This window comes from Sodalis sp. RH15 (assembly GCF_047324255.1).
Classification (GTDB): Bacteria; Pseudomonadota; Gammaproteobacteria; order Enterobacterales; family Enterobacteriaceae; genus Acerihabitans; species Acerihabitans ligni.
In genome coordinates, this window is the sequence record NZ_CP178738.1 from 1,365,745 (window position 1) to 1,383,012 (window position 17,268).

Consider the following 17,268-nt stretch of genomic DNA (forward strand, 5'->3'; position numbering starts at 1 on the left):
GGCAGCCAAAACGCCTGCGGCTTGAAAGGTGAAGGGTATAACAGCGTAATCATTAGGATTGTAAGATGCGAAGTCGCGCCATGTTGGTTTTTGCCGCCGTCAGCGGCCTGGTCTATGTCGTGCTCGGCGCTTTCGGCGCCCATGTGTTGAGCCAGACGCTGGGTGAAACGGAGATGTCCTGGCTGAAAACCGGCCTGCAATACCAGGCGTTCCATACGCTGGCCATTATGGCGCTCAGCGTCGCCACGCAGCGCCACGCCAGCCTGTGGTTTTATTGGAGCGGCGTCATGTTGGCTATCGGAATCGTGCTGTTTAGCGGCAGCCTTTATTGCCTGGCTTTGTCGCACCTGCGCATGTGGGTGTATATCACGCCGGTGGGCGGGGTCTGCTTTTTGGCCGGGTGGATTTTAATGTTGTCAGGCGCGTTGCGTCTTAAAAAGAAGGCCGAACGCCGTGAATAAAGTGATTTTATATTGCCGCCCCGGATTTGAAAAAGAGTGTGCGGCGGAAATAACCGACAAGGCCGCCGCACTGGAGATTTTTGGCTTTGTCCGGGTGAAGGAGCACAGCGGTTATATCATATTCGAGTGTTATCAGCATGATGAAGCCGATCGTTTGCTGCGGGAAATCCCCTTCGCCGACCTGATATTCGCCAGGCAAATGCTGCTGACCGGCGAGCTGTTGCGTGATTTACCGCCGGAGGATCGCATAACCCCCATCATCGGCATGCTGACCGGCGCCGTTAACGGCGCGGGGGACGTGCGGGTGGAAGTGCCCGATACCAATGAAAGCAAAGAGCTGATGAAGTTCTGCCGTAAATTTACGGTGCCCCTGCGCGGGGCGCTGCGGGCCCAGAAGCTGCTGACCCCGCAGGAAAAAGCCAATCGTCCGGTTATCCATGTATTTTTTATCGCGCCGGGCTGTTGTTATGTGGGGTATTCCTACAGCAATAACAACTCGCCTTTTTATATGGGCATCCCCCGCCTCAAATTTCCCACTGAAGCTCCCAGCCGGTCCACGCTGAAGCTGGAAGAGGCGTTTCATGTCTTTATCCCCAGCGATGAATGGGATGAGCGGCTGGGCAGCGGCATGTACGCGGTGGATTTGGGCGCCAGCCCCGGCGGCTGGACCTATCAACTGGTGAAACGCAGCATGATGGTGCATGCGGTGGATAACGGCGACATGGCCGCCAGCCTGATGGACACCGGCCAGGTCATCCACCATCGAGCCGATGGGTTTAAATTCGAGCCGCCGCGCAATAATGTCTACTGGCTGGTGTGCGATATGGTGGAACAACCGGCGCGTGTGGCGCAGCTTGCCGCCGACTGGCTGGTTAAGGGCTGGTGTCGCGAGGCTATCATCAATCTCAAACTGCCGATGAAAAAGCGTTATGAGGAAGTCTGCCAAAACCTGGACCTGCTGCGCAACAGCCTGAAGGAAAACAGCGTTTACGGAGAGATCCATGCCAAACAGCTCTATCACGATCGGGAAGAGGTGACGGTGCATATCCGCCGTTTCTGGAGCGCAGTGCCCGGACGCCGGGACGAGCGATAAGCCGCGAACCCGGCGGCTCAATGGTCCGCAATGGCTTGCGCTCGCAGGCATCCCGCCGCTTACAGACACCGCCGCGGCCACCGAGGCGAATGATATTGACCGCGTCACGATGCCCGCTATGGCTGCTTGCGGCGCCTAGTTTGTCAGTCCGAAACCGCGGGGGTATTTCAGCTCCGCGACATGCCTGCGGCTATTGGCATTATAGATATTGACCGGCAGTTTGCCCCGAGGCGGCAGTTTGCCGATAATAATCTCGGCGGCTGCATTTAGAGACGAGTCTGGTGAACTTCCCTTTTTTGAAGCATAAAAAGAGTAAGTCGCCAATACCGCTTCTGCCTTGTCGTGATAATCAACAACGTCATAGGGCGTTTTTAACGAGAGATATATCACTTTTTTACCGGCTGCTTTGGCGGTGATGATGGCGTCTTGAATTTTATTTTTTGCAGTAGTGCCCGGATGGGTTGGCTGCGGTAATCCAGGGACGTTTTCTCCCTCGCTGACAGAGTCCGACATACCGCCGATAATCAAAATATCGTATTTCCTTATGCTCAAATTCCGCAGCCAGGTCATTTCAGTTAAATCTCCACTCAGTACCGAATGGTAGCCATTTTCACGCAGAGTATATTCAATAGCCGCCCCCTGTTCGGTCCGTGGCATCAAAATAAAGATGGATTGAATCTCATTTTTCAAAGGAATAAGTTGTTTGGCATTTTTTAATAAAGTAATTGAATTGTCGGTAATCTCCCTTTCCAATTTTCTGCTCTTCGCTTCATCATGGAAAAAACATTTTTCAACCGGCGTTATAATATTTTTGTCCAGTTTTAAATCAATAATCCGGCTGACGGAGGCCGAAATGACCTTTTCATCAAGGACTTTGTCAGTAATATTTTTGGCTAGATATTCTATCAATGTCTTTAATTTAAACTCGTCTTCAGCGCAGTAGATGCGGACGGGCATAAGGGCTATATCAACGCCGGCCTTGAAGACTTCTTGCATGACGGTATGTATATCAAAATTATCGCTGATGGCTTTCATGTCCAGCGCATCGGTAATAGTGACCCCTTTGAATCCCAGTTCGCCGCGCAATATATCGGTCTGTATTTTTCCGGACAAGGTTGCCGGCCGGACAATCTCTTTTCCTGCCTTATTCTTCAGCGTCGTGTCGTCAAGAGCCGGATATCGGATATGGGCGGTCATAATCATATCCGGCGCTTCATCGGAGGCTATCGCGTCGCGATAGGGCGCCAGATCGATCTCATTGGCGTCTTGGCGGTTTTTGTTCACCATCGGCAAGCCAAAATGGGAATCGGTCACCGTGTCCCCATGGCCGGGAAAATGCTTGGCGACGCTCACTACGCCTTTGCTGCCGATGCCGGCTATCATTTCCCGTGCCAATCGCCCTACGCTGGCCGGGTCGTCGCCGAATGAACGAACATTAATCACCGGATTATTTGGGTTGCTGTTGACATCCATCACCGGCGCGAAAATGGTATTAATGCCGAGAGATGACAAATCCCGGGCTATAACGCATCCCTGTCTATAAGCCAATTTGTTATCCCCCGTACCGGCAACGGCGGCGCCCAGCGCCATATTGCCCGGGAAAGCAGAGAACTCGCCGCGGGGCAGCCGAAAGACGCTGCCCCCCTCGTTATCAGTGGCAATAAATAACGGGATGCCGTCCGCCGGCATGACTCCCCGCAGATCGTCAGTGAGTTTTTGTATTTGTTCTTTATCCTTTAAATTATTGGCAAACAGGATAATTCCACCAATAAAATTGTTCCTGATGATTTTTGTGATTGTTGCCGTGAGCTGCACCATATCCTTCTTATCGTTTGTTTTGGCATCTTCTCGCCAATAACGGAAGTCCAGCATGATTTTCTGACCTATTTTTTCTTTTAAAGTCATTTTTGCTACTATTTCATCGCTTTGACTTGCCGCTGTCAGATTTTTTCCAATAGACAGATGATTTGACGCGTTACGGTGCAAATCAATGGGGCGTGAAGGGGAGGGCATGGAATTGGCACAGGCGGAGTGTGATTCTGATATCATATATGACTCACGTTATTAAGATGGAACAGCAGGGTAAATAAATCACTCAGATAAGCACCAATGTAAGAATATAGTTCTTTTGAAATAAAGAGATTATCTTACCGGAGAAACTTGAACAGGAGGGAAACGCAGATGAAATATCAACTCAGGAGGCTTCGCATATTTTCTATATGAAAATATCAAAGCATTTTTTTGTGCCAACGGTGGCCGCCGGCCACCGGCGGGGGGATTAGCGGGGTAAACGCAGCTGCTGCAGGTTCCCTTCCAGGGTTACGCCGGTATCCAGCGTCGCAACCCGGCGGCATATAAAGGCCATTTCCCGCTGCGGTTCCAGTTTATTCCGCCATTTAGGCGGGATATCGGCCAATCGCCCATAAAGCGTTTCCAGGCTGCCGGCCTGGCTGATTAACTGCGCGGCGGTTTTGGCGCCGATACCGGCGACCCCGGGAATCTTACTGCCGCTGATGCCGGCCAATCCCCAGTAATCGGGCAATTGTTGCGGCTGCACGCCGAAGGTCTCGGTAATAAAGGGCAGATCCAGCCAGCGTTTTTGAAAATAGTCCCTGATGTGGATTGCCGGCGATAATAGCTGGCAATATCCCTTATCGGTTGAAATCAGCGTCACGCGATGTCCGGCGGCGGCGACTTTGAAGGCCAGCGTCGCGGCGATATCGTCCGCTTCGTATCCTTTTAGCTGCCACGATGCCACGCCGGTTTGGCTGAACAGCCGCCTGATGTCCGGCAACAGTGCGCGCAGCTCGTCGGGCATCGGCGCGCGTCCGCCTTTATAGGCCGGTAAGAGTTGATGACGCCAGCTTTCGTCGCGTTGTTCATCGTCAAATACCGCCACCGCGTGGGTCGGTTCACTATGAAAAATCAGCTGCTTTAGCGCATGGGCGCACGCTGATGGACAGGAAGAACCCTGGGTGGCATGCATGCGGCGAATCAGGTTCAACGCATCCACAATCAATAAATGAACCGTCATGGCGTGTCGTCCTTATCATCATCCATTGGGAAGCGGGACAGGACGCCGGGATTGGCTTTGTCCTGTCGTCAAGTCGGGCCCGGCGTTAAATACAGATTTCGTAGCAAGGGATATAGGCGCTGCCCGGTAATTTCATGCGGTGCTGCGCGACAAAACCCTGTAATAGGAAATCCATGCGTTTCATAATGTCCGGATCGCCGCGCAGCTTGTAGGGGCCGTGCTGCTCTATGGACTGGATGCCGTTTTCCTTTACGTTGCCGGCAACAATGCCGGAAAACGCCCGCCGCAGCGCCGCCGCCAGCTGTTCGGCCGGCTGGTCGCGATGCAGATTCAGGTTGGCCATGTTTTCATGGGTGGGATCGAACGGGTGCTGAAGATCCTGCGCCACCTTCAGCGACCAATTGAAGCTATAGGCATCGCCGCTGCTGCGCCGGTTTTCCTTGACCCTGGGCATGGCTTTTTTCATTTGGCGGGCCACTTCCGCCGCATCGTCAATGATGATGGTGTAATATTTGCGGGCCTGCTCACCCAGGGTACTGACGACAAATTCATCCAGCACCCGGAAGTAATCGGCGCTGATGCCCGGACCGGTAAGAATCAGGGGCAGCACCTGTTCTTTATTGGCCGGATTCATCATGATCCCCAGCAGGTACAGCAGCTCTTCCGCGGTGCCCACCCCGCCCGGGAAAATAATGATGCCGTGGCCGATACGGACAAACGCTTCCAGCCGTTTTTCAATATCCGGCATGATAATCAGCTCATTCACCAGCGGATTGGGCGGTTCGGCGGCGATAATGGACGGTTCGGTCATGCCGATAAAGCGTCCTTCCTTGTAGCGCTGCTGGGCGTGGCCCACCGCCGCGCCTTTCATCGGCGCCTCCATGGCGCCCGGTCCGCAGCCGGTGCAGATATTGAGTTCACGCAGACCCAGCTGGCTGCCTACTTTGCGGGCATAGAGATATTCGGTTTCGCTGATGGAATGGCCGCCCCAGCAGACAATCATATTCGGCGCTTCGCCCACGTGCAGGCCGCGGGCGTTGCGCATAATGGAGAATATCAAGTTGGTGATATGCACCGAGTTATTCAGGTTAAGGCTCTGATGGTGGCCGGCTGAGGCAATCTGTCCGTTGACGAACAGAATATCCCGCAGCACGGCAAACAGATTCGCCTGGATGGAGCGGATAAGACTGCCGTCGACAAAAGCTTCTTCGGGCGGGTTCACCAGCTCAAGCTTCACGCCGCGCTCGCGGCGCAGCACATTAATATCGAAATCCTGGAAACGGGCCAGCAGTTCTTTGCTGCTGTCGGTTTGGGCGCCTGAATTCAATACCGCCAGCGAACAGTTGCGAAACAGACGATAGAGATCGCTGCTGGCGGTACGTTTGAGCATATCCACTTCGAGTTGTGACAGTAAATCCATGGAGCCTAGGGGGCTGATATGGGTAATCAAAATAACTCCTTGGTGCGCGGTTTCGCACAAAATTTTTCTTCAAACGCGTCTTGTTGTAGCATTATTGCCGCGCCAGCCGGCCGGCTGAGGGTATGAATGGCGTATTGCTCCGCCACGGGTTGATATCCAGCCCGCCGCGACGGGTGTAGCGGGCATAAACCGACAGCTGCTCGGGATGACAAAAATGCATCAGGTCGGTAAAAATCCGTTCCACGCACTGTTCATGGAATTCATTATGATGGCGGAAAGAGACCAGATAGCGCAATAAGGCTTCCCGATTGATGCGCGGGCCGCGATAGGTGATTTGCACCGATCCCCAATCCGGCTGGTGGGTGATCAGGCAATTGGATTTCAGGAGGTGGCTGACCAGGGTCTCGCTGACCTGCGCGTTATCGTCCGCGGCGTGCCGAAGCCATTCGTTGCTGAAGGTATAATCATCAATGAGGATATCCTGCTCATCAATGCACTCGCCGGCAAAGTCGGCGATGCAACGGCCGGCTATATCGCCGAGGCGGAACAAATCCACATTCACGTCACCTGCGGCGCAGCGGGCGAGGTCGCGGATCAAAACATCCCGTACCTGGTCCCAGTGGGCGAATCGCGTCTGGTTAAAGCTGTTAAGATAAAGCTTGAAGCTTTTGGATTCGATAAGGTTGCGACTGGCGGCGTCAAGGCGCATTTCGCCGATGGCCACCTGCGGCACGCCCTTGTCGTTGAGCCAGGACAGTTCGTACAGCGTCCAGATATCGGCACCGTGGAATCCCAGCGTATGCGGCGCCAGACCCAACGGTTCCCGGTTGAGCGCGCGCGGTACTCCTTGCAGCAAGGCGGCATCGTATCGATCGCTATAGGGGGTGGGTTTGCCCAGTGTCAGCGATCCTAACGCCGGTTGATTTTCATAATCGGACATATTATAAGCGGACATAAATAAATGGTTACCCTGAATCCTTCTTATTACACAAGGTCTAGTGTAACGTAGAGCGCCGCAAGATGAGAGAGATTATGGATTACCAAGTGTCACAGGCATTGCAGGCATTCACCCGCCGCTACCAGCAGCACTGGCGTACCGCTACCGGCGGCGCTCCGGCAAGCCGCGCGCTGTTCGGCGTGCCGTCCCCTTGCGTGATCGGCGAGAATGGGGATCAGGTCTACTGGCAGCCTTGCCCGCCGCCTGAAAGCCTGACCCTGGCGGGGGTGGAACGGGCGTTGGAGCTGCGGTTGCAGCCGGCGGCGGAAGCATTTTATTGCAGCCAGCTGGCGGGAGATATGGCGGCAAGCTATCTCGCGCGCCCGCTGGAATTGCTGCAGGTTTGGAGCGAGGCCGATGGTATCCGCATCCAGGAAAATCTTATCGGCCATCTGCTGATGCAAAAGAGGCTGAAACTGTCGCCGACGCTGTTTATCGCCACTACGGATTCCGAATTGACGCTTATCTCAATTTGCAATCTCAGCGGGCAAATCCTCCTTGAAGAGCTCGGGCGCAAAAATCGCACGGTGCTGGCTGATAATCTGCAGGATTTCCTATCCCTGCTGGAACCTAAAGTAGCATGAATGTATCTGTCGTGTTTGTTGAATAGAATGTAAGAGATCTCCTACAAATACTGTGAGACATTGCCGGCAATATATATTTACACCCTAAAGGTTAACGCTAATTATTCTAATTTAATCAATGAATTAATTAGCAACATTAACTGTGCAACTTGGAACAATATCTGCGGCTATGCATAACCGTCTTGTATATTGCCTTCGATTAAGCGATCTTATCAATCAATTTGACGATGCGGCTATCACGTTCGTTTTCCGCTTTTAGCCGCTGGCTGACAAGGATGGGTTCAGGACGAACCGCTATAGGGAGGGCCGCAGGACCGCGCCCGGATGTTTCAGGACGATGATCGGGACACCTCCAGGATGGAGAATGTGAGTGGATCAGGAAGATTCCGCGGGCAGGAAGGCCAAAAGGACATACGTCGGACGACGTAGCCGGTTTCAAGGATGGGATTGCCGATACGGAGCGTTTCAAGGTTATAGTGATTATAACTTTTCACGGATGAACGCAGGGAGCACAGCGATAGCGGGAATGCTATAAATGAACCGGGGGTACTGTTTCGACAGTACCCCCTTTTCTTTTATCTGATTTTCTCCTCGTCAATGGCAGAGATCCCTCATGATGGCTTATCATAGGCCACTATAATTCATAAAGGACCTTCGCTATGTTTTCAGCCGCCCAGGCAGCGGATGTCAATCTGCTGGCATCCTTTTTGTCTTGCGATCAGACCCTTGACGCCACGCCGCAACGGCTGGCCGGGCGTGGCAAAGCCGATCTGCTGGTGTTGCTGGGCAATGCGGTGCTCATTACCGCCGAGCGCGTGTTCCAGGCGGCCTGTGCCGGCGTCGCGCCGAAAATCCTTATCGCCGGCGGCGTGGGGCATGCCACCGAACTGTTATACCGGGCGGTGCGGCAGCATCCCCTTTATCATGACATTGCCACCGCCGGGCGCAGCGAAGCGGAAATATTGCGGGATATCGGCCGGCGTTTTTTCGGTTTGGCCGATGACCGGATATTGCTGGAAACCCAGTCCGCCAACTGCGGCGACAATGCCCTGCGGGCCCGCCAGGTATTGACGGCGGCCGGTGAACAACCTCATACCGTGATCCTCACGCAGGATCCGCTGATGCAGCGGCGAACCGATGCCAGTTTCCGCAAGGTCTGGCAGGATAGCCCGGATGTGCGTTTCATCAACTGGCCGACGCTGATACCGCGCTTTGAAGTGAACGCGGGACAAGTGGCATGGGGCAGCCGGGAGTGCGCTGAATCCTGGCCGCTGCCGCGATTCGTTTCCCTGCTGCTGGGGGAGATCCCGCGCCTGCGCGACGCCCCCGGCGGCTACGGCCCGGCGGGGGCCGGCTTTATTGCCCATGTGGATATTCCGCCGCACGTTGAAGCGGCGTATGCCCGTCTCGCGCCCGCGCTCAGAACCGAATTCGGCGACCGGTTGATTTGAGCGCCAAAGCCGCCATTAGCGCCCGGACGCGTTCAATGCTATCCTCAGCCGTTTTGCGAAGGGCCGTTACGGCGGAGTTGCGCCGTTTTTGCAACCGCGAGGGCGTCCCGCCAGCAGGATTTATGCTGTTTTACCACCGGCGGCGGCCTTTGGGTCAGGAGCACACCATGAGCTTACATCTTGAAATCCGTCAGCATTTGTTTGATATCGAACAAACGATGCGGACCCTGGCGATTTGGCAGGCGCAGCCGCCGGCGCGGGCGGCTTTTGAAAGCGTTGAGCCTTTTTGTATCGATACCATGCAGGCGGAGCAGTGGCTGCAGTGGATATTGTTGCCCCGCATGCATGCGTTACTGGATAAGCGCGCACCGCTGCCGGCCCGTTTCTCCATTGCCCCGTATTTTGAAGAAGCATTGCCTGACGCCGCGCCGCTGTTGGTACAGCTGCGCCGGTTGGACGATTTGCTCAACTCGAGCCCCACTTCCGGCGCGCGGATAATCCAGCATGATTGAAATATGTTATCGGGATGAGTTTTTGGTGGCGGTGAACAAACCGGCCGGCTGGCTGGTGCATCGCAGCTGGCTGGATCGCCGGGAGAAGATTGTGGTCATGCAAACGGTACGGGATATGCTGGGACAGCATGTGTTTACCGTGCACCGACTGGACCGGCCCACCTCGGGGGTGTTGCTGCTGGCGTTGTCCGCCGAGGTAGCCCACACCCTGTCCGGGCAGTTCGAGCAGCACCGGGTGAAAAAAACCTACCATGCGGTAGTGCGGGGCTATATGGAAGGCGACGGCACCATCGATTATGCCCTGACGCAGGAGCTGGATAAGATCGCCGATAAATTCGCCCAGCCGGACAAAGCGCCGCAGCCGGCGGTCAGCCATTATCGCGGACTGGCCCAAGTGGAGATGCCGGTGGCTATCGGCCGCTATCCCACCTCCCGATACAGCCTGATGGAACTTACGCCGCAAACCGGCCGAAAGCACCAGCTGCGCCGCCATCTCTCCCATATGCACCATCCGCTGATTGGCGACTCGACCCATGGCGATCTGCGGCAGAATCGCGGTTTCGCCCGCACATTCGACTGTTCTCGCCTGATGCTGCACGCCAGCCGGCTGGAGTTGGCGCATCCGGTGACCGGACTGCCGCTGGTTATAGACGCCAGATGGGACCAGACCTGGCAAAACCTGGTGCAGCGGTTTCACTGGAACGGCATTCTCCCTGCTTATGAAAGGGTTGAGTTTGCCGCGGTCACAGGTCAGGATATGGCGACATTTATCTGAAAGCATCAATGAAAGGGAGTTATGCCAATGGCACAAGTGGGCATTTTTGTCGGCACGGTGTACGGTAATGCATTGCTGGTGGCCGAAGAAGCGGAAACCATTCTGGTGGAACAAGGCCACGAGGTGAAATTGTTCGAAGAGGGTACGCTGGAATCCTGGCAGTTTTATCGCCATCATTTTGTGCTGATCATTACCTCCACCACCGGTCAGGGAGATTTTCCCGACAGTATTGCCCCGCTGTTCCAGGCGGTGAAAGACCATGTGGGTTATCAGCCGGAATTGCGTTACGGTTTGATTGCCCTTGGCGACAGCAGCTACGAGAATTTCTGCGGCGCGGGGCATACCTTTGATGCGCTGCTCCAGGAGCAGGGGGCGGTCAGGATCGGCGAACTGCTGGAAATCGACGCGCAGGAAAACCCTGAGCCGGAAGTCGTGGCCGGCCCTTGGGTGGAAAAATGGAGCGGGCTTCTCGGCGCCTGAAGCGTCCGGCCCTGGACTGTCTGACCGCCGGGGCGGCGGCCTGGATCTTGCCCTTAGGATTTGCCGCGGGTCAGTTTTTCCAGATCCGCTTCGATCTCGGCAATCTTGTTGGTGACCACGCTGTCGAGGTGGCGCAGATCGTCGAGGATTTTTTGCTTCAAATCCACTTCGGTCTGATCCCGCAGGCAGAGTTGATCCAGTTCGTCGATGACATAACGGAGGTTGGGACTGATTTCGTTGATTTCGCGATAACCTTCGGCGACGTTGTCGGAAACCACGGTCTTACGCTGGCGCGGATATTTGAACTTCACGCTTTTAGCGAAGAATTCACCTTTATCCCGGCGAAAATAAATTTTCAGAATGTCGTTATTGGCTTCCTGACGCAGGCTGTAACGGTCGATATCGTCCGGATGATTTACGCCAAGGCTTTTCAAGTTATCGTACATAGCACTACCTCTGGTGTGTAATATCCTGTGATGAGTATAACGCCCGGGGGCGCCATATACCCTTTATACCCGTCATACTTCAAGTTGCAGGTGTGTTGGCAATACTCGGCCCCTCCATGGGCCTCGCCCCTTCGGGGCCGCTGCATGCAGCGTTCAAATCTGCTCCCGGCAGATTTGTCCTCGCTTACCCCAGTCACTTACTTGAGTAAGCTCCTGGGGATTCGCTGCGTCGCCGCCTTCCTGCAACTCGAAGTATTTAGGGTATATCTTGCTGAAGCCTTGCCGCAGCAAGAAATCAATCGGGTATAGAGTGTGATAAACGGCTTACATTACAGCCGGCTCTCTATCCATGGGGGCCGCGCGGGAAGCGCATTCGCCAATAAAGATATTAGTCTATCGTCCGTAATAACTCATTGATACCCACCTTACCGCGGGTCTTCTCGTCGACTTTTTTGACGATGACCGCACAATACAGGCTATAGCGCCCGTCTTTGGAAGGCAGATTGCCGGAGACCACCACGGAACCGGCCGGAACGCGTCCATAATGCACCTCGCCGGTTTCCCTATCGTAAATCTTGGTGCTTTGGCCGATAAAAACCCCCATGGAAATTACCGAGCCGGTTTCCACGATTACCCCTTCCACGACCTCGGAGCGCGCGCCGATAAAGCAGTTATCTTCAATAATGGTGGGATTGGCCTGTAACGGCTCAAGTACGCCGCCGATGCCGACGCCGCCGGACAAATGGACATTCTTGCCGATTTGCGCGCAGGATCCCACGGTCGCCCAGGTATCAACCATGGTGCCTTCGTCGACATAGGCGCCGATATTGACATAAGAGGGCATCAACACGGTATTGCGGGCGATAAACGCGCCCTGGCGGACGGTGGCGGGGGGCACTACCCTGAAACCTTCCCGCTGGAAGCGCGCCTGATCGTAACCGGCGAACTTCATCGGCACTTTATCGAAGTAACGCGTTTCCGCTCCGTCCATAAGCTGGTTGTCGCTGATGCGAAATGACAGCAATACCGCTTTTTTCAACCATTGATGGGTTATCCATTCACCATTGATTTTTTCCGCCACCCGCAACGTACCGCTATCAAGACGGGCGATAACCTGGTTAACCGCGTCGCGGGTAACGCTGTCCGCCGTTGCCGGCGTGATGTCCCCGCGGCGCTCAAAGGCGTTTTCAATGATCTGTTGTAATTGCTGCATCCTATCTGTGTCCCGTATCTTGTCGAATGAAATAAATTATACCCATCATCACTTGTATCATACTTTTTCGTTCGGGGTGAGAGCCTCCGTCAGCTGCCGCTGCAATTCCTCACGGATCTCCCGGCTCAATGCGCGCCGGTCGCTGCCGGCCAGGATAAACAGGTCCTCCACCCGTTCGCCGATGGTGGAAATCCGGGCGCCGTGGAGCGATACGCCCAAATCCACGAACACCTCGCTGACCCGGGCCAGCAGGCCGGGCTGGTCCAGCGCCGTCAATTCTAGATAACTGCGCCGGTCCGAGTGCCCCGGCAGGAAATCCACCACGGTAGGCACAAAGAAGTGACGGAGTTTGGGGGAGGGGCGCCGTGAGCGCGGATGCTGGTATTTGCCGGGCTGCAGCGTTTGCAGCAGCGCCTGGCGAATGATGCTGTGGCGATCCGGCGCCAGCGGGCTGCCGTCCGGCTCAAGCACCACAAAGGTGTCCATGGCCATGCCGTCGCGATTGGTGAAAATCTGCGCGTCGTGGACGCTCAGGTTGCGCCGGTCCAATTCCCCCGCCACGGCGGCGAACAGGTAAGGACGATCCTGGCTCCAGATGAATATTTCCGTACCGCCGCGGGTAGCCTGGGGGCTGATGAGCACCAGGGGCTGGTCGCTATGGTGTTCCAGCAGATGGCGGGCGTGCCAGGTCAGCTGATTGGGGGAGTGGCGCAGGAAATAATCCGCGCGGCAACGGCTCCAGAGGCGATGCAGCGCCTCTTCGTCGACGTTTTCCATGCGCAGCAGTGCCAGCGCCTGCGAACGGTGGTGCCGGATGCGCGCGCGCATGTCCGGCATATTCTGCATGCCGCGCCGCAGCTGTTTTTCCGTGGCGAAAAAGAGTTCGCGCAGCAGGCTTTGTTTCCAGCTGTTCCACAGGGTTTCATTGGTGGCGCATATATCGGCCACCGTCAGGCAAAGCAAATAGTGCAGCCGGCTTTCCGTCTGCACTTCGGCGGCAAAGTGCTGCACTACCGCCGGATCCTGGATATCGCGCCGCTGGGCCGTTACCGACATGACCAGATGGAACCGCACCAGCCAGGCCACCAGCTGCGCTTCCCGGGAATGCAGGCCGTGCAGCTCGGCGAATTCCATCGCATCCTTGGCGCCCAGGGTGGAGTGATCGCCGCCGCGCCCTTTGGCGATATCGTGAAACAGCGCCGCCAGCAATAACAGGTGGGGGTGCGCCAGCCGGGGAAACAGCTCCACGCACAGCGGATGCCTGGGCCGCTCGCGCTCATCGGCGAAAGTCTCCAGCTTCATCAGGACCTGGATGGTATGCTCATCCACGGTATAGGCGTGGAACAGGTCGAACTGCATCTGACCGACGATATTGCCCCACTGCGGCATGTAGGCCCACAGCACGCTGTGCCGGTGCATGGGCAGCAAGGCATGCTTGACCGCCCCCGGGTGGCGCAGGATAGCCATGAAAAGCTGCCTGGCCTCGGGTATATTGCACAGCGGGCCGTCGAGATGGCGGCGAGCGTAGCGCAGTTGGCGAAGGGTGGAGGAATAGATGCCTGAGATGTTCTGATGCTGCACCATGCGGTAGAACATACGCAGTATCGCTTCAGGCTGGCGGGCGAACAGGGTCTCGTCCCGTAAATCGATGAGATCGCCGCGCAGCTGGAAGTCATCGTCCAGCGGCTGCGGTTTTTCATCGGGCGCCAGGGCCAGGATAGCCTCATCGAACAACTGCAGCAGCATCTGATTGAGTTCGCTGACGCGGCGGGTGACGCGGAAAAAATCCTTCATCATGCGTTCCACCGGCACATTGCCCTCGCCGCGATAGCGCAGTATCTGCGCCACGCTTTGCTGCCGGTCGAACAACAGACGATTATCATAGCGGCTGATGGCCAGATGCAGCGCAAAACGAATACGCCACAGGAAACTCTGGCATTCGTTGAGCTCATCGCGCTCCGCCTGGGTCAAAAAACCGAACCCCACCATTTCGTCCAGGGAAGTGGCGCCGAAATGGCGATGGGCCACCCATAACAGCGTATGGATGTCCCGCAAACCACCGGGACTGCTTTTGATATCCGGCTCCAGGTTGTAACTGGTGCCGTGGTAGCGCTGGTGGCGCTCCTCCTGCTCCGCCAGCTTGGCGGGGAAAAATTGGCTCGAGGGCCAGAAATCCTCGCTGAAAATGCTCTTTTGCAATTTTAGGAACAGCGCCACATCGCCGCAGATCAGCCGGGACTCGATAAGATTGGTGGCGATGGTCAGATCGGCCTTGCCCTCTTGCAGGCATTGGTCGATGCTGCGAACGCTTTGGCCCACTTCCAGTTTCAAATCCCACAACAGCGTCAGCAATTCGCTGATATGCTGCGCCTGCCCGGCGGTAAGAGGGTTCTGGCTCAATACCAGTACATCGATATCGGATAACGGATGCAGTTCGGCGCGTCCATAGCCGCCCACCGCCACCAGCGCGGTTTCCGGCGCCGCGTCGAAACCGTGAAAGCGCCAAAGCTGCCGCAGCAGCTGATCGATATAGAGGGCACGGGCGTCAATGAGCGTCTCCGCCGGAACGCCGGCGTTGAAGGCATCCGCCAGCCAGGCATGGAAATCATCCAGCCGGTCCTTGAGAAATGCGCGATTCAGCGCCTCATCGGGCCAGGTCAACGGCGATGCGGGTTTGACAGGCAACGCGCTGTCGACGGGAGGGGCGGCGTACTGAAGGATTTTGTCCGGCATATAAGGCCCATGATAAAGCCGGTAAGTCCGTGGTGGGGGCAGCCCAACCCCGGCGTTACCGCACGAGTAGTAGGTCTGTGCCGGGGAACGGGGGTCGGCAACTGCCGCCGGTGGCCCGCCCCGGGGTACTGATTAAGCCCGCCGCTTCAGCTCCGGGCCCGCTGCGGTAGCGGCCCGCGTCGCAAAAAAGCCGGACCGGCGCTCAGGCCGGGTGCGTGATAACCGTGGGCAGGGTATCGTCGCTGCGCAAGGTCATAATTTCGCATCCGTTATCCGTTACCACAATAGTATGTTCATATTGCGCCGACAAGCTGCGATCCTTGGTTTTTACCGTCCAGCCGTCTTTCATGGTGCGGATGCGGTAGTCACCCGCGTTGACCATGGGTTCGATGGTGAACGCCATGCCCGGCTGCAGCACTACGCCGCCGTCATCGGCATCATAATGCAGCACTTGCGGCTCTTCATGGAAGCCTTGGCCGATGCCGTGGCCGCAGTACTCCCGCACCACGGAAAACCCCTCCGCCTCGACGAATTTCTGGATGGCCTTGCCCAGGCTGCGCAGGCGAATGCCCGGCTTCACCATCTTGATGGCCAGATAGAGGCTCTCCTGGGTGATTCGGCACAGGCGCTCGCCGAGGATGGTGGGTTTGCCCACGAGGTACATTTTCGAGGTATCGCCATGGAAACCGTCTTTGATGACCGTAACATCGATATTGATGATATCGCCGTCTTTCAGCTTTTTTTCATCCGAGGGAATTCCGTGGCAAACCACTTCGTTCACCGAAATACAAACCGATTTGGGAAAGCCGTGATAGTTAAGGCTTGCGGAAATGGCGTGCTGATGCTCGGTGATATGCTGATGGCAGAGCCGATCCAATTCCCCGGTGCTGACTCCCGGCACAACATAAGGTTCGATGATTTCCAGCACTTCGGCGGCCAGACGGCCGGCAACGCGCATTTTTGCTATATCGTCTGAATTTTTAATGGGAATAGCCATGAATAGATCCGCAGTCGGCGTGTATGTCGACGATTTATGATTACAATAAAATAAAGGATAATGTTATCAGCCAAGCCGTGGACTGCCAAATTATCATTTGGCGCGGCGCCGTCTGTGAACAAATGGTGGAGTCTCGGCGCGGATTATGGTATAAAGCGCGCCGACGATCGGCGTAGAGTATTTTGGTCTTATGCGCCGTTCAGATCAACTATACCTAAGTGTTATTACACACACGTATCGGCACATGTGCCGGGGTGCCTTGGCCTGGATGGCGGGGTCGGCCGCATGGGATACGTGGAGGCATAACCCCAAACTATCTATAGAGGTTTAATCATGGCAACTGTTTCCATGCGTGACATGCTCAAGGCCGGTGTGCATTTCGGCCACCAGACCCGTTACTGGAATCCGAAAATGAAACCCTTCATTTTTGGTGCGCGTAATAAAGTTCACATCATCAACCTTGAGCAAACCGTACCGATGTTCAACGACGCCCTGGCCGAGCTGAACAAGATTGCCTCCCGCAAAGGCAAAATCCTCTTTGTCGGCACCAAGCGCGCGGCAAGTGAAGCGGTAAAAGAAGCGGCCAACAGCTGCGATCAATTCTTCGTGAATCATCGCTGGTTAGGCGGGATGTTGACCAACTGGAAAACGGTTCGTCAATCCATCAAGCGTTTGAAGGATCTGGAAACCCAGTCCCAGGACGGCACTTTCGAAAAGCTGACCAAGAAAGAGGCGCTGATGCGCACTCGCGAACTGGACAAGCTGGAAAACAGCCTGGGCGGTATCAAGGACATGGGCGGGTTGCCTGACGCGCTGTTTGTTATCGATGCGGAACACGAACACATCGCTATCAAAGAAGCCAACAACCTGGGCATTCCGGTGTTCTCCGTGGTGGATACCAACTCTGATCCGGACGGCGTTGATTTCATCATCCCGGGTAACGACGATGCCATCCGTGCCATCAATCTCTACCTGAGCGCCGTGTCCACCGCCGTTCGCGAAGGCCGCTCGCAGGATTTGGTTGAACAGGCCGAAGAAAGCTTTGTGGAAACTGAATAATAAGGCATGCTCT

Annotated in this window: 16 protein-coding genes; 8 read left to right on the forward strand and 8 right to left on the reverse strand. The window is 55.7% G+C overall.

Annotated elements, in window-relative coordinates; translation table 11 throughout:
* Nucleotides 1-65 precede the first annotated feature (65 nt).
* Together ACL2XO_RS06450 and rlmM are read left to right on the forward strand one after the other, a co-directional pair.
* On the forward strand, nt 66-461 hold the full coding sequence (locus ACL2XO_RS06450; protein WP_132923245.1) for a DUF423 domain-containing protein: 396 nt from the start codon (nt 66-68) through the stop codon (nt 459-461).
* Nucleotides 454-1,554, forward strand: a complete 1,101-nt coding sequence (gene rlmM / locus ACL2XO_RS06455; RefSeq protein WP_413726686.1) for a 23S rRNA (cytidine(2498)-2'-O)-methyltransferase RlmM — start codon at nt 454-456, stop codon at nt 1,552-1,554. The genes ACL2XO_RS06450 and rlmM overlap by 8 nt, the downstream gene beginning before the upstream one ends.
* Nucleotides 1,555-1,689: 135 nt before the next feature.
* On the opposite strand, the gene ACL2XO_RS06460 is transcribed toward rlmM, so the two are convergent.
* From ACL2XO_RS06460 to queF, 4 genes are all read right to left on the reverse strand, one after another.
* Nucleotides 1,690-3,540 carry a glycoside hydrolase family 3 N-terminal domain-containing protein gene (locus tag ACL2XO_RS06460; RefSeq protein WP_413742420.1) on the reverse strand — a complete coding sequence of 617 codons (1,851 nt, stop codon included), beginning with the start codon at nt 3,538-3,540 and terminating at the stop codon, nt 1,690-1,692.
* 292 nt (nt 3,541-3,832) lie between these two features.
* Entirely contained in the window at nt 3,833-4,588 is a 756-nt protein-coding gene (xni, locus tag ACL2XO_RS06465) for a flap endonuclease Xni (protein ID WP_413742421.1), read from the reverse strand.
* Nucleotides 4,589-4,673: 85 nt separating this feature from the next.
* Entirely contained in the window at nt 4,674-6,038 is a 1,365-nt protein-coding gene (gene ppnN, locus ACL2XO_RS06470) for a nucleotide 5'-monophosphate nucleosidase PpnN (protein WP_132923241.1), read from the reverse strand.
* Nucleotides 6,039-6,099: 61 nt separating this feature from the next.
* Entirely contained in the window at nt 6,100-6,948 is an 849-nt protein-coding gene (queF, locus tag ACL2XO_RS06475; RefSeq protein WP_132927867.1) for an NADPH-dependent 7-cyano-7-deazaguanine reductase QueF, read from the reverse strand.
* Between the two features lie 92 nt (nt 6,949-7,040).
* Here queF and syd point away from each other — a divergent pair, with 92 nt between their 5' ends.
* From syd to ACL2XO_RS06500, 5 genes are all read left to right on the forward strand, one after another.
* On the forward strand, nt 7,041-7,589 hold the full coding sequence (gene syd, locus ACL2XO_RS06480; RefSeq protein WP_413742422.1) for a SecY-interacting protein: 549 nt from the start codon (nt 7,041-7,043) through the stop codon (nt 7,587-7,589).
* A gap of 659 nt (nt 7,590-8,248) precedes the next feature.
* Nucleotides 8,249-9,040: a YdcF family protein gene (locus tag ACL2XO_RS06485; protein ID WP_413742423.1), complete on the forward strand. Its 792-nt coding sequence runs from the start codon at nt 8,249-8,251 to the stop codon at nt 9,038-9,040.
* 167 nt (nt 9,041-9,207) lie between these two features.
* A complete protein-coding gene (locus tag ACL2XO_RS06490) occupies nt 9,208-9,552 on the forward strand; it encodes a YqcC family protein (protein WP_132923238.1) in 345 nt (114 codons plus the stop codon).
* Nucleotides 9,545-10,327 carry a tRNA pseudouridine(65) synthase TruC gene (gene truC / locus ACL2XO_RS06495; RefSeq protein ID WP_413742424.1) on the forward strand — a complete coding sequence of 261 codons (783 nt, stop codon included), beginning with the start codon at nt 9,545-9,547 and terminating at the stop codon, nt 10,325-10,327. Before ACL2XO_RS06490 ends, truC begins: the two co-directional genes overlap by 8 nt.
* Nucleotides 10,328-10,354: 27 nt before the next feature.
* The gene (locus ACL2XO_RS06500) at nt 10,355-10,807 is read left to right on the forward strand and encodes a flavodoxin (RefSeq protein ID WP_203523149.1); all 453 of its coding nucleotides are present in this window, start codon (nt 10,355-10,357) and stop codon (nt 10,805-10,807) included.
* Nucleotides 10,808-10,860: 53 nt separating this feature from the next.
* Here the strand turns inward: ACL2XO_RS06500 and ACL2XO_RS06505 are convergent, their stop codons facing one another.
* The 4 genes from ACL2XO_RS06505 to map all read right to left on the reverse strand — a co-directional run bounded on the left by ACL2XO_RS06505 (nt 10,861) and on the right by map (nt 16,196).
* Nucleotides 10,861-11,253: a DUF3461 family protein gene (locus ACL2XO_RS06505; protein WP_132923236.1), complete on the reverse strand. Its 393-nt coding sequence runs from the start codon at nt 11,251-11,253 to the stop codon at nt 10,861-10,863.
* A 388-nt stretch (nt 11,254-11,641) separates the two neighbouring features.
* On the reverse strand, nt 11,642-12,466 hold the full coding sequence (gene dapD / locus ACL2XO_RS06510) for a 2,3,4,5-tetrahydropyridine-2,6-dicarboxylate N-succinyltransferase (RefSeq protein ID WP_413742425.1): 825 nt from the start codon (nt 12,464-12,466) through the stop codon (nt 11,642-11,644).
* A gap of 57 nt (nt 12,467-12,523) precedes the next feature.
* On the reverse strand, nt 12,524-15,199 hold the full coding sequence (glnD, locus tag ACL2XO_RS06515) for a bifunctional uridylyltransferase/uridylyl-removing protein GlnD (protein ID WP_413726691.1): 2,676 nt from the start codon (nt 15,197-15,199) through the stop codon (nt 12,524-12,526).
* Nucleotides 15,200-15,401: 202 nt separating this feature from the next.
* Nucleotides 15,402-16,196: a type I methionyl aminopeptidase gene (gene map / locus ACL2XO_RS06520; RefSeq protein ID WP_413726692.1), complete on the reverse strand. Its 795-nt coding sequence runs from the start codon at nt 16,194-16,196 to the stop codon at nt 15,402-15,404.
* Nucleotides 16,197-16,529: 333 nt separating this feature from the next.
* On the opposite strand from map, the gene rpsB reads away from it, so the two are divergent.
* Entirely contained in the window at nt 16,530-17,255 is a 726-nt protein-coding gene (gene rpsB / locus ACL2XO_RS06525) for a 30S ribosomal protein S2 (RefSeq protein ID WP_132923232.1), read from the forward strand.
* The last annotated feature ends 13 nt before the right edge of the window (nt 17,256-17,268 follow it).

Bases quoted from the DNA above. Each gene is read 5' to 3' on its own strand.
- ACL2XO_RS06450 (WP_132923245.1), top strand. From the start codon at position 66: ATGCGAAGTCGCGCCATGTTGGTTTTTGCCGCCGTCAGCGGCCTGGTC.
- xni (WP_413742421.1), bottom strand. From the start codon at position 4,588: ATGACGGTTCATTTATTGATTGTGGATGCGTTGAACCTGATTCGCCGC.
- queF (WP_132927867.1), bottom strand. From the start codon at position 6,948: ATGTCCGATTATGAAAATCAACCGGCGTTAGGATCGCTGACACTGGGC.
- syd (WP_413742422.1), top strand. From the start codon at position 7,041: ATGGATTACCAAGTGTCACAGGCATTGCAGGCATTCACCCGCCGCTAC.
- ACL2XO_RS06485 (WP_413742423.1), top strand. From the start codon at position 8,249: ATGTTTTCAGCCGCCCAGGCAGCGGATGTCAATCTGCTGGCATCCTTT.
- ACL2XO_RS06490 (WP_132923238.1), top strand. From the start codon at position 9,208: ATGAGCTTACATCTTGAAATCCGTCAGCATTTGTTTGATATCGAACAA.
- truC (WP_413742424.1), top strand. From the start codon at position 9,545: ATGATTGAAATATGTTATCGGGATGAGTTTTTGGTGGCGGTGAACAAA.
- ACL2XO_RS06500 (WP_203523149.1), top strand. From the start codon at position 10,355: ATGGCACAAGTGGGCATTTTTGTCGGCACGGTGTACGGTAATGCATTG.
- ACL2XO_RS06505 (WP_132923236.1), bottom strand. From the start codon at position 11,253: ATGTACGATAACTTGAAAAGCCTTGGCGTAAATCATCCGGACGATATC.
- dapD (WP_413742425.1), bottom strand. From the start codon at position 12,466: ATGCAGCAATTACAACAGATCATTGAAAACGCCTTTGAGCGCCGCGGG.
- glnD (WP_413726691.1), bottom strand. From the start codon at position 15,199: ATGCCGGACAAAATCCTTCAGTACGCCGCCCCTCCCGTCGACAGCGCG.
- map (WP_413726692.1), bottom strand. From the start codon at position 16,196: ATGGCTATTCCCATTAAAAATTCAGACGATATAGCAAAAATGCGCGTT.
- rpsB (WP_132923232.1), top strand. From the start codon at position 16,530: ATGGCAACTGTTTCCATGCGTGACATGCTCAAGGCCGGTGTGCATTTC.